13 protein-coding genes and 1 pseudogene are annotated in these 10,567 nt (G+C 70.8%); 6 read left to right on the forward strand and 8 right to left on the reverse strand.

Annotated features, from left to right (window positions below):
• Window positions 1-103: 103 nt before the first annotated feature.
• Window positions 104-856: a dienelactone hydrolase family protein gene (locus ACFVXG_RS24960; RefSeq protein ID WP_387930624.1), complete on the reverse strand. Its 753-nt coding sequence runs from the start codon at window positions 854-856 to the stop codon at window positions 104-106.
• A gap of 328 nt (window positions 857-1,184) precedes the next feature.
• On the opposite strand from ACFVXG_RS24960, the gene ACFVXG_RS24965 reads away from it, so the two are divergent.
• Window positions 1,185-3,152 carry a LamG-like jellyroll fold domain-containing protein gene (locus ACFVXG_RS24965; protein ID WP_387930625.1) on the forward strand — a complete coding sequence of 656 codons (1,968 nt, stop codon included), beginning with the start codon at window positions 1,185-1,187 and terminating at the stop codon, window positions 3,150-3,152.
• Between the two features lie 196 nt (window positions 3,153-3,348).
• Here ACFVXG_RS24965 and gcvH read toward each other — a convergent pair whose 3' ends face one another.
• The 5 genes from gcvH to ACFVXG_RS24990 form a co-directional block, all read right to left on the reverse strand.
• Window positions 3,349-3,738 (reverse strand): glycine cleavage system protein GcvH, encoded by a 390-nt coding sequence (gcvH, locus tag ACFVXG_RS24970; RefSeq protein ID WP_387930626.1) that lies wholly within the window; start codon window positions 3,736-3,738, stop codon window positions 3,349-3,351.
• Between the two features lie 56 nt (window positions 3,739-3,794).
• Window positions 3,795-4,445, reverse strand: coding sequence for a DUF2306 domain-containing protein (locus ACFVXG_RS24975; protein WP_387930627.1), 651 nt, complete (start codon window positions 4,443-4,445; stop codon window positions 3,795-3,797).
• Window positions 4,446-4,536: 91 nt separating this feature from the next.
• The gene (locus ACFVXG_RS24980; RefSeq protein ID WP_387930628.1) at window positions 4,537-5,004 is read right to left on the reverse strand and encodes an NUDIX domain-containing protein; all 468 of its coding nucleotides are present in this window, start codon (window positions 5,002-5,004) and stop codon (window positions 4,537-4,539) included.
• Between the two features lie 74 nt (window positions 5,005-5,078).
• The gene (locus tag ACFVXG_RS24985; RefSeq protein WP_387930629.1) at window positions 5,079-5,303 is read right to left on the reverse strand and encodes a hypothetical protein; all 225 of its coding nucleotides are present in this window, start codon (window positions 5,301-5,303) and stop codon (window positions 5,079-5,081) included.
• 11 nt (window positions 5,304-5,314) lie between these two features.
• Complete coding sequence (locus tag ACFVXG_RS24990) at window positions 5,315-5,515, reverse strand: hypothetical protein (RefSeq protein WP_387930630.1); 201 nt, start codon at window positions 5,513-5,515, stop codon at window positions 5,315-5,317.
• Between the two features lie 165 nt (window positions 5,516-5,680).
• On the opposite strand from ACFVXG_RS24990, the gene ACFVXG_RS24995 reads away from it, so the two are divergent.
• The 4 genes and pseudogenes from ACFVXG_RS24995 (at window position 5,681) to ACFVXG_RS25010 (ending at window position 7,933) form a co-directional block, all read left to right on the forward strand.
• Complete coding sequence (locus ACFVXG_RS24995) at window positions 5,681-6,841, forward strand: RNA-guided endonuclease InsQ/TnpB family protein (protein ID WP_387930631.1); 1,161 nt, start codon at window positions 5,681-5,683, stop codon at window positions 6,839-6,841.
• A 223-nt stretch (window positions 6,842-7,064) separates the two neighbouring features.
• Window positions 7,065-7,205, forward strand: a pseudogene (locus ACFVXG_RS25000) (helix-turn-helix domain-containing protein); the annotation flags it as partial.
• A gap of 15 nt (window positions 7,206-7,220) precedes the next feature.
• Window positions 7,221-7,739 carry a DUF5753 domain-containing protein gene (locus ACFVXG_RS25005; RefSeq protein ID WP_387930632.1) on the forward strand — a complete coding sequence of 173 codons (519 nt, stop codon included), beginning with the start codon at window positions 7,221-7,223 and terminating at the stop codon, window positions 7,737-7,739.
• A complete protein-coding gene (locus tag ACFVXG_RS25010) occupies window positions 7,724-7,933 on the forward strand; it encodes a DUF397 domain-containing protein (protein WP_387930633.1) in 210 nt (69 codons plus the stop codon). The genes ACFVXG_RS25005 and ACFVXG_RS25010 overlap by 16 nt, the downstream gene beginning before the upstream one ends.
• 4 nt (window positions 7,934-7,937) lie before the next feature.
• On the opposite strand, the gene ACFVXG_RS25015 is transcribed toward ACFVXG_RS25010, so the two are convergent.
• Window positions 7,938-8,594 (reverse strand): hypothetical protein, encoded by a 657-nt coding sequence (locus tag ACFVXG_RS25015; RefSeq protein ID WP_387930634.1) that lies wholly within the window; start codon window positions 8,592-8,594, stop codon window positions 7,938-7,940.
• A gap of 76 nt (window positions 8,595-8,670) precedes the next feature.
• Window positions 8,671-8,946: a hypothetical protein gene (locus ACFVXG_RS25020; RefSeq protein WP_387930635.1), complete on the reverse strand. Its 276-nt coding sequence runs from the start codon at window positions 8,944-8,946 to the stop codon at window positions 8,671-8,673.
• A 176-nt stretch (window positions 8,947-9,122) separates the two neighbouring features.
• Between ACFVXG_RS25020 and ACFVXG_RS25025 the strand changes: the two genes are divergently transcribed.
• Window positions 9,123-10,445, forward strand: coding sequence for a hypothetical protein (locus ACFVXG_RS25025; RefSeq protein ID WP_387930636.1), 1,323 nt, complete (start codon window positions 9,123-9,125; stop codon window positions 10,443-10,445).
• Window positions 10,446-10,567 lie beyond the last annotated feature (122 nt).

The raw sequence follows: 10,567 nt of genomic DNA on the forward strand, positions 1-10,567 counted from the left end.
ACCGGTCGTCGGGGCGACCCATACCGGCCAACTTGCCGCGTGATCGCGGGCATCCCCGGTCGGCCGGGGGTGCCCGCGATCACGCCGGCCGGACCGCCCGGGCCTACTTCAGGTGTCGGTCGTAGAACCGGCTGCCGTCCTCGAGTTCGAACGCCGGGGTGCCGGTGTGCCCGCCCAGGTTGGCGTGCAGGGTCTTCTCCCGGCTGCCGAAGGCGTCGAAGAGGTCGAGGGCGCGCTGGCGCGGGTTGCCCTCGTCGTCCCACTGGAGCAGGAACAGCAGCGGGACGGTGACCTGCCGGGCCTCCTCGCGCTGGGCGCGCGGCACGTAGCCGCCGGCGAAGAGGCCGGCGGCGCCGATGCGCGGGTCGGCGGCCGCGAGGCGGATGCCGAGGGCGGTCCACCCCGAGTAGCCGACGGGGCCGGCCGCGATCCCGGGCAGGGTGAGGAGGGCGTCCAGGGTGGCGCGCCACTCCGGGAGGGCGCCGTCGACGAGCGGGCCGACGAGGGCTTCGAAGATCTCGTCGACGGGCTCGCCGGCCTGCATCGCCCGGCGCAGCTCGGCGCGGGCCCGCTCGGCCTCGGCGGAACGGGGACGGTCTCCGCAGCCGGGGGCGTCGATGGTGGCCACCGCGTAGCCCTGCGCCGCGGTGTACCGGGCCCGGGCGACCAGCCGGGCCTCGCGCCGGGGCAGGCCGTTGTTGTGGGCCATCAGGATCAGCGGGGCGGGCGCGGCGGTGGGCGGCGTCCACAGGGTGCCGGGGGTGTCGCCGAGGAGGAACTCGCGTTCGAGGACGCCGTCGGCGAGGTGCTGCTCGGCGGTGAAGTGCGTGAAGGGGGCGGAGTCGGTGAAGTGCACGGTCGTGCCTTTCGGGAGAGCTGCTGAACGGCGCTCCCGGACGACGACCTATCGCCCGACCGTGACCCCGGAGGAGAGCACCCATGTCGTTGTGTCCACGGGTACCACCTCCTCGTTCTCTCGCACGGCCTGCCGGAAAGGTAGCAGCGGCCGCCGTCCTCCGCCAAACGGTTTACCCCGGGGGACGCCGCCGCCGGGCTGACCCGGTGTCGCGATCGCGGCATTACGCCGCTGTTCAGCGCGGCGTGGCCACGTGGATGACCTGCGACAAGGTTCGGTTCCTAGCGTCTGGGGACCGTCCGGGGCCACACCACCGCTTGGAGCGATCATGCACGAATCCCATCCGTCCGACGCGTGCGCCTGCCCCCGCACCGCGGACCTCGACGGGGCGGGGACGGCGGCGGCGAGCCGCCGGCGGTTCCTGCGCGGGGCCGGGCTGCTGGGGGCCGGGGTCGGCACGGCGGGGCTCGGGGTGTTCGGCGGTGCCGCGACCGCGTCGGCCGGCACGCCCGCACCCCGCGGCGAGCACGGCGACCACAGCACCCGCGGCGACCGTTGGGAGCCCGACCCGGACAGCCGTCAGTTCACCTTCGTCGTCATGCCGGACACCCAGTACCTCTTCGACGAGGACCGGATCCACCCCGCCCCGTTGGAGGCGTCGTTCCGCTACGTCCTCGACGGCGGGACCAACCGCGAGGACGGCGGGGACGACAACATCGTCTTCCTCGCCCACCTCGGCGACGTCACCGAGCACGGGCTGCCCGCCGAGTACGCGGCCGTGACGAAGTCGTTCGCGCTGCTGGACGACGCCGGCGTGGCCTACAGCGTGCTCGCGGGCAACCACGACGTCCGCTCCGCCACCGACGACCAGCGCGGCCCGACCCCCTACCTGGACACCTTCACCCCCGCCAGGGCCGCCCGCACGCCCGGCTACCGGGCCTCCAGCCCCGACGGGTACAACACCTGCCACGTCTTCAAGGCGGCCGGGCGCCAGTGGATGGTCCTCTCGCTGGACTGGCGCCTGTCGGACGCCGGTTTCGCGTGGGCGAACAGGATGATCGCCGCGAACCCGGAACTGCCGGTCATCCTGACCACCCACGAGATGGCCTACGCGGACGCCGGCGGCAAAGCGGCGCTGTCCGACTACGGCAACCGGCTCTGGGACGGACTCGTCAGCGGCAACGACCAGGTGTTCCTCACCGTGAACGGGCACTACTGGCCGCCCGGGCGCACCGTCCTCGAGAACAAGGCCGGCCACGACGTCCACGTCCACATCACCAACTACCAGGACCGCTACTACGGCGGCGCCGCGATGATCCGCACCTACCGCTTCGACCTCGACCGCAACACCATCGACGTGTCGACGTTCTCCCCCTGGATCCTGCAGACGGCCGCCGAGGACCGCAACGCCCTGGCCGCCCGGGAGGCCGAACTGACCTCCGACGTCGACCGCTTCTCGATCCCGGTCGACTTCGAGCGCCGCTTCGCCGGCTTCGCCCCCCGCCCGCAGCGCCCGGCCCGCCCCGCGAACGAGCTGCTCGTGCGCGACACCCTCGCCTACTGGCGCTTCGACGGCGGTGGCAAGGAGGGCACGGCGGTGCGCCAGGGCGTGCGGGACCTGAGCGGCCAGGGCAACGACCTCGTCCTCCAGTCCACCCCGGGCGCCCCCGACACCGCGCTCACCTGGTCCGCCGACCACCACCCGGACCAGCCCGGCCACGGCAGCCTGCTGTTCGACGCCCGCAACAGGCCGCCGGTCGGCGCGTACCTGCAGACCGTGCCCACCGCGCCCGTCAACCGCGAGACCTTCGAGCACGGCTACACCGTCGAGGCCTTCTTCAAGCTTCCTGCGGACTGGACCCCGGGGCAGAACGCCTGGTCGGCGCTGCTGAGCCGCTGGGGCATGAGCGGCGAGGCGGGAAAAAGCGGCGACTCCACCGACCCGCAGGAGCCGATCGTCACCCTCAGCGTCTCCGACGCGCCCGCCCTGCAGTGGTGCGTGTACCCGCTCAACCAGACCGGCGCCTCGACCTGTTGGGGCCACCAGCTGCCGCTGGACCACTGGTGGCACGTCGCCGTCGTCAACGACGGCCGGCTCAACCGGATGTACGTCGACGGCTGCGAGGTGGCCCGCAACCCGTCGACCCCGGCCGTCGGCCTGAGCACCCTGGGGCGGCCGTGGATGCTCGGCGGGTACGAGTACGCCGGTGTGCTGGACAAGATCCTCCACGGCTGGATCGGCGACGTGCGGATCGTCAAGCGTGCCCTGTCGACCGGGGAGTTCATGATCTCGTGACCCCGCAGGGGCCTCCGGCACGGCCCGGCGGAACCCCCAGGGGTGATCCGCGGCATCACAGGCGCCGCCCTCGGGAAGCCGCGCGCGGCCCGGGCGCGTCCGCGACCCACCCCTTCTCCCGGGCGCGCCGGCCGGGCTCGGCCCGACCGGACGCGGTGATCCGCGGGCGGCCGGGCCGGGGACCGGACGGGGCCTGCTACTGCGACTCCTCCGCGATGTACGCCTCGTACTCGGCGGCCGCGAGCAGGTCGTCCAGTTCGGCGGGCTTGGTCAGGTCGAGCTCGATCATCCACGCGGCGTGCGCATCGGCGTTGACATCCTCCGGATCCGAATCCAGGTCGCCGTTGATCGCCGCGACCTTCCCGGACACCGGCGCGTACAGCTCGCTGACCGACTTCACCGACTCCACCGAGCCGAACGGCCGGCCGGCTTCGAACTCGCGGCCCACCTCCGGGAGTTCGACGAAGACGATGTCACCGAGCTGCCGCTGGGCGTAGTCGGTGATGCCCACCCGCGCCTTACCCTTGCCGGTGGCGTGCACCCACTCGTGCTCCTTCGTGTACTTGAAGTCTTTCGGGTAAGCCATGGCGCTCTCCGTGGGGACGAGGTTCGCTGACGGTTCGTCAGCCAGGGAGGAGCCTGCTACAGATCTTCGCCACCCGGTACGACCTTCACCCGAACGAGTGAGCGGTCGGGCCGCCCGGGGCGAACCCGGGTGAACCACCACGCCAGCAGCAGGTTCGGCACCCAGCACAGCCAGGCGATCACCGTGTACGAGGTGCGGAAGTCCAGTCGGGCCACCATGGCGACCGCCAGCATGAGCCGGAGCGTGACGGCCGCGAAGGTGAGCGCGAAGCTGCGGACCATCCAGCGCCGGTGTTCCTCCACCCGGCCGTGCAGGATCATCCGCAACCCCGTGCCGCCCGTGGCCAGCCAGGCCACGCCCAGGCAGGCGAACCCGAGCCGGGCGACCACTCCCCCGTAGGCGAGCGGCGCCATCAGCAGCGCCCCGATCCCGCCGACCAGGCAGCCCAGCAGGTACGCGACGCCGATGCGGCGGTGCCAGCGCGGCGAGCGCTCGCGCAGGCGGGCGGAGAACTGCCAGGGCCCGAAGGCGAGAGCAACAAGTGCGCCGAATATGTGGATGCCGAGGGGCAGTTGGTGCGCCAGGTAGGTGGCACGCTGTTCGCTGAAGTAGGTGTCCGGGTCGAAGCTCGCGTACTTGGCGGCATAGAGGGCGATCAGTGTCGACAGCACGGTCATGACGGCCCAGCCGGCCCGAGTGATGCGCATGCCCCGAGTGTCGGGCGCACCGGCCGGGAGCGACATGGGGAGACCCCCCCCGATCCGCCCTGGGGCTGACCGGGGGTGGCCTGGCGCTCGCTCAGTCGGGGCGCTGGCCGTGCAGGAGCAGGGGCAGGGCGCGGCCGGTGAGGGCTTCGGCGGTGCGGGCGGCCTGGGAGGGGGCCATGTGGAGCGGGAGTTCACGCACGGGCACGAAGCGGGCGCCGAGCAGGCGGCTGCGCTTCTGGGAGGGGACGGCGAGTTCCGTCGTATCGCGCACGGTGCCGCCGTCGAAGACCACGCTGAAGCGCTCCAGGTAGCGGTCGGACGGGGTGTAGTCGAGGGCGACGGCGTGGGTGAGGCGCAGGATGATGCCGGTCTGGGCGTGCAGGTGGCGGGCGGCGGCGCGGTGCGGGGGCTCGTTCACCTTGCCGGCGCCGCCGGGCAGGATCATGCCGTCCAGGTAGTCCGGGTCGACCAGCAGGACGTCGCCGCGCTGGTTGCGGACGAGAACGAGGCAGCCGAGCCGGCAGATCGGGGGCTTGGCGAGCAGACGGGGGTCGTGCATGGGGAGTTCACTTCCTGAGGGCAGCGAAGAGAAGGACGGAGAAGCAGGCCCACCAGACGAGACGGGCCAGGAGTTCAGTCGTCATAGGTCAGGCGCTCGTACCGCAGCCCCTTGCGGAGCAGGTCGACGATGCGCAGCAGGTCGAGCGGGCGGGCGGTGAAGCGCAGCAGGTACTCGCACGTCGACTTGCCGGTCTCCCAGTCGACTTCGAGGGTGGGCAGGTGGACGCAGCCCAGGGCGAGGACGGTGGTGAGGTCGTCGAGGACGGCGGCGGCCTGGCGCCGCTGCTCGGCGGTCACGCGGGAGAGGGTCACTGCTCCCCCGGGCGCCTGTGCACCTCGAAGAGGCGCCAGGCCGAGAAGGCCTCGGTGAAGGAGGAGAAGCCGCTGCGCTCACCATTGGGCTTGCACAGCCACGCGCCGGTGCACTCGTTGCGCACCCGGTAGCACCGGGCCTCGGTGTCCCAGCGGACGCCGTAACCGTGGAGGCGGGAGACTTGGGCATGGGTCATGGGAGGGAACTCTCTGCGATGGGAGTTTCACCTGGCATCTCCAAGGAAGCCCAGGGCTTCAGCCCTGGGAGGAATTGGTCCTTGAGTCGTAGGGGGCGGAGTGCCGGAGTTCGTTTCGTTGCCGGTCGGCCCGCACTGTCAGTGCCTCCTGTTAGTTTGCTGAGCGTGAAGATCGTCGTGCAGGTCAAGCTCCTGCCGTCGCCTGAGCAGGCGTCGGCGCTGGGGGCTACCCTGCGTGCGTGCAACCGGGCCGCTGACGCAGTGTCGGTCGCGGCGTTCGAGGGCCAGGTCTTCTCCCGCAACGACCTGCAGAAGCTGGTGTACGGCGCGGTCAAGGCGGAGTTCGGCCTCTCGGCCCAGCCCGCTGTGCGGGTGGTGAAGAAGGTCGTGGACGCCTACGCCACGCTGAGGGCCAATATCCGGGCCGGGCACCTCGGCAAGCCGGGGTCCAAGCGCCGGGCCAGGGCGCAGTCCAAGCCGGTCTGCTTCCGCGAGAGCGCTGCTCAGCCGTTCGACGACCGGTGCCTGTCGTGGCAGTACGACGCGAGGACGGTGTCGATCTGGACCACGGCGGGTCGGATGAAGGGCCTGGCCTTCGCCTGCTCGCCCGGGGCGTTGAAAACCCTTCGGCTGTACCGGAGGGGCGAGAGCGACCTGGTCGAGCGCGACGGCGCCTTCTTCCTGATCGCAGTGTGCGAGGTCCCCGCCGAGCCGGTGGCCGAACCCACCGGATGGCTCGGGGTAGACCTGGGGATCGTCAACATCGCCACGGTGGACGGCATGAAGCAGATGACCGGGCGCGGGCTGAACCGCCATCGGAAGCGTCAGCTCGACCTGCGCAGGAAGCTCCAGGCCAAGGGCACCAAGTCCGCCAAACGCCTGCTGAAGAAGCGCAACCGCACCGAACGGCGGCACGCCGCCAACACCAACCACGTCATCGCGAAGACGATCGTGACCGAGGCTCAACGCACCGGGAAGGGTATCGCGCTCGAAGATCTGAGCGGGATCCGCAACCGGGCACGGCTGCGCAAGCCCCAACGGGTCGCAATCCACTCCTGGGCGTTCCACCAGCTCGGGTCCTTCCTCGCGTACAAGGCGCAGCGCGCCGGTGTCGCGCTGGTCCACGTCGATCCTGCGTACACCTCGCAGACCTGCGCCGACTGCCACCACATCGACAAGAAGAACCGGGTCTCCCAGGCCCTGTTCGTCTGCCGGTCCTGCGGGGTTGTTGCCCACGCTGACCGGAACGCTTCCCGCAACATCGCCCGCAAGGGCGAGGCCGCGTGGAGAGCGGGGCGTGAGTCACGCGTCCCAGCCACCCCATAGGTGGCTCAGACGTGGGAGGCCACGCGGCAGCCAGCCGCGCCCTACCCACAAGCCCGGTCCCTTTAGGGCCGGGTCAAGTTGACGTTCTGTTGCACATGGTGGGGCAGGAGTGCCTACGATCGGAAGCAGCATGCGAGTTGCCTACGGGCACGCTGGAAGTTGAGGACTGCCATGAACAAGAAGAAGGATTGACCCGGAGTCCAGCCCGTGGGCGCCCTTCGGGATCCAACTCCGCAACTTCCGCGAGGCCAGGGGCCTCATCCTGGACGAGCTGGCACCGCGCCTGGAGTGCTCCCTGTCGCACCTCTCCTACGTCGAACTTGCGCACCGACCTCCGAGTCGTGAGCTCGCCGACATCGCGCTCGACACCAGCGGCACCATGCTGCTGATGTGGTATCAGCTAAGGAATGCGGCGATCCTGGAGGGCTTCCCGGAATACGCGCGCTACGAGGGCCTCGCGGAGCAGATCAGGATCTTCGAGAACGACTTCATCAACGGGCTCCTGCAAACCCGGGGATACGTGACCGCGCTTCAGATGGGCTTTGTCAGGCAAGGCGCTGCGACCCAGAAACTGGCCGAGGAGCGCATCGAGTTCAGGCTTGCCCGCCAGAGGCTCCTGGACCGGTCCTCTCCCCCGCTCCTGCATGTCGTGTTGGACGAGAGCTGCCTCAGGCGGGCCGTCGGCGGGCGCGATGTCATGATCGAACAACTGCTCCACCTGGAGCGGATGAGCACTCGCCGCGACGTGATCATCCAAATAGCGCCGTTCTCCCTCGGTGAAGAGCGGCCGTTCACCCACATGACGGCCCTCCTTATTGCGGTCGATGCCCTTGGTCAGGCCGAATCGCGAGCTTTCATTCGCGCGGCAAGGAGGGACTTGGAGTGGATGTCGACCTGACTGGCGCTTCCTGGCGGAAGAGTTCGTACAGCGGCGGAGGTGGCGGCCAGTGCGTCGAAGTCGCCGACAACTTCGCCGACGCCATGCCCGTCCGCGACTCCAAGGACCCCCACGGCCCCGCCCTCCTCTTCACCGCCACCGCCTGGCAGTCCTTCATCACCGCCGTCCGCACCGGCGAGTTCGACGCCCGCTGACCGCCTACGACCTGGGCGTACCGTCCCAGCGCCACGTGGTGAGCCGGGGGTGCCCGGGCAGTTCGCCCCGGCCGGTGGCCCACAGCAACGTCCCCCACGGGTCCGCGCCCTGCGGGGCGTCCGGGAAGAGCCGGGCGAGGACCCTCGCACAGAGGTCGGCGGGCGGGGTCCAGGCGAGTTGGAGCCCCTCGGCGAGGTCGCGGGTGTGGACCAGGGTCTCCACGACCCCCATCGCGGCGAAGCCCTCCGGGTCCGAGACGCCGTAGCCGTGGTAGGAACGGACGTGCGCCGGTGTCACGCGCACCATGGCGACCAGCAGCGCGCCGCTCGCCTCCAGCACCTGCAGCAGCCCGGCGGGCCCCGCCGCGCGGTCCGCGTGGATCGCGTTGGCGGGCCCTCCGGGCCTCCTGCTTTCCCAGACGAAGGGCACCTCGCCGTCCAAGGGCGGTGTCCTGGGGCCCAGTTGGGCGGCGTAGGCGAAGAGGTCGTCGCTCAGGTGCTCGACGGTCTCCCAGCAGTCCCACTCCAGCGAACCGGCCTTGCCCTCCCAGGCCTGCGCGGGCGCCTCCCGGAGGGTGGCGACGGCGAGTTGGACGGCCCGGTCGAGGTCGTCCGCCGTCACGGGGGACGAAGGTGAGGTGGCTTCAACAGGTTGCGACATGGCAGGACCGTACCGCGCGTCGCGCCCGGGAGGACCTGCGGCGCCGTCAGGCCCGACGCGCCATCCCACTGATCAACTACTCAAAGGCTTCGTAGTCGGACGGCGGGTGCACCAGCTCCGGGTGCTCCACTGTGTATCGATCGCCGTGGATCGCCAGCATCGCCCAGTGCCAGGCTTCGTCGTGGAAGATCAGCCCGCGGAACGGCTCGTCGGCCGGCTCGTACGGGTATCGCCCCTGAGCGGCCTTCGCTGCTTCTTCCGGGGACAGGCCACCGTAGTGCTGCATGACCCACGCGTAGCCGCGCCGCTCCGAACGCAGGTAGTCGAGGTACTCCGTTTCACTCCATGTCACGGCCCAACGGTAGTCCGGTCCCGAATGGCGGACCTGCGGCGCCGTCAGACGACTTCCGCCCCCGAAGCGGTCAACGCCGCTCGCTTCCGGCCACTACCGGTCATCGCCTGGTGCACTGAGTAATCAATCCACTACGGTCGATCACGAACCAGCCCCCCGAACCGAGGCGGTACACCATGGCCGTGAACCCCCGTATCGACGTCTCCACCTCCCTCGCCACCAGCGGGACGGACCTCACCCCCGAGGAACTCGCCGAACTAGCGGCGACCATCGCCTCCGACATCCTCTTCACCACCGACATCGGCCTCCCTGGCGAGCGCGTGCCCGACGAGACCTGGCACCTGCCCGGCGAGCGGGCGCACGGCACCGCGGCCGTCTACTACGGCAACGGCCGCACCCACCTGGAGAAGCCGTTCCTGTTCGCCGACGGCTTCAACTACGGCCCCAGCGACCTGCCCGCCCTGTTCAACCACTTCAACGCCCCGTACGAGAGCGGCCGTCCGGGCCTCTTCGACCAGCTCCAGGCCCGCGGCTACGACATCGTCCTGATCGGCTTCGACGAGCGCCACACCCACATCCAGCACAACGCCGAGGTCGCGCGCGCCGCGATCGTGCGCGCCATCCAGGAGCGCGTCGGCACCGAGCCGCTGACCGTCGGCGGCGTCAGCATGGGCGGCATCATCACCCGCTACGCGCTCGCCAAGCTGGAGAACGACAGCCTCGACCACCAGACCGGCACCTACCTGTCCTGGGACTCCCCGCACAACGGCGCCTGGATCCCGCTGATCCTCCAGCAGATGGCGTACTTCTTCGAGAAGCTCTCCCCCGCCAAGCCCGGCGAGCCCTCCCAGGCCGACCTGATCCGCAGCCCCGCCGCCCAGCAGCTGCTCTGGGCCTGGGTGCCGGACGCCAAGTACTCGGGCGAGGTGGCCACCACCAGCGAGCTGCGCACCGACTTCGTACGCGAGCTCGCCGACCTCGGCAACTTCCCGCAGCGCCCCCGCCTGCTCGGCGTCGCCAACGGCCGCGGCGACGGCACCGGGCGCCCGCTGCCGGCCGGCGAGATCGCCTTCGACTGGCAGGCGCTGGTCGCCAGCGCCACCGCCCGCTTCCAGCCCGACCGGGGCACCGAGCAGCGGATCGGCGGCATGCACGCCGGCCTGTCGATGCGCCGCTCCACCACCACCGAGGTCCCGGCCCTGGACGGGGTGCCCGGCGGCACCCTGGACTCCTTCGGCAAGGTCGCGGACGCGATCAAGGCGAAGATCAGCGAGGACTACCGCAGCGGCGCCTTCGTCCCGGCGGTCAGCGCCTCCGCGCTCGTCTACGACCCGATCAAGTGGGACGTCGACCCGAACCTCAACCTCCTCGACCTCGTCGGCCAGGACCCCGAGCGCTTCCTCCTCAACGAGGTCGCCTTCGACACCGAGAACACCGAGCACAGCGCGGTCTCCGGCGTCCTCGCCGAGTGGGTCCTCGACAAGCTGTCCGACAACTGACCGGCGGGAGTGGGGAGTCGGCCCCGGCGACTTCCCACACCCGCGGGTTGAGGTGTGGCGCTGGGGGCCCCGGGGGGCCGGCCGGCGGGCGGCGCGCGGGCGGGGGGCCGCCCCGGGGTGGC

This window comes from Kitasatospora sp. NPDC058162 (assembly GCF_042884005.1).
GTDB lineage: Bacteria > Actinomycetota > Actinomycetes > Streptomycetales > Streptomycetaceae > Kitasatospora.

Coding starts and splice junctions, on each gene's coding strand:
- ACFVXG_RS24965 (WP_387930625.1), top strand. CDS start 1,185: ATGCACGAATCCCATCCGTCCGACGCGTGCGCCTGCCCCCGCACCGCG.
- gcvH (WP_387930626.1), bottom strand. CDS start 3,738: ATGGCTTACCCGAAAGACTTCAAGTACACGAAGGAGCACGAGTGGGTG.
- ACFVXG_RS24975 (WP_387930627.1), bottom strand. CDS start 4,445: ATGCGCATCACTCGGGCCGGCTGGGCCGTCATGACCGTGCTGTCGACA.
- ACFVXG_RS24980 (WP_387930628.1), bottom strand. CDS start 5,004: ATGCACGACCCCCGTCTGCTCGCCAAGCCCCCGATCTGCCGGCTCGGC.
- ACFVXG_RS24990 (WP_387930630.1), bottom strand. CDS start 5,515: ATGACCCATGCCCAAGTCTCCCGCCTCCACGGTTACGGCGTCCGCTGG.
- ACFVXG_RS25005 (WP_387930632.1), top strand. CDS start 7,221: ATGCTGCTGATGTGGTATCAGCTAAGGAATGCGGCGATCCTGGAGGGC.
- ACFVXG_RS25015 (WP_387930634.1), bottom strand. CDS start 8,594: ATGTCGCAACCTGTTGAAGCCACCTCACCTTCGTCCCCCGTGACGGCG.
- ACFVXG_RS25025 (WP_387930636.1), top strand. CDS start 9,123: ATGGCCGTGAACCCCCGTATCGACGTCTCCACCTCCCTCGCCACCAGC.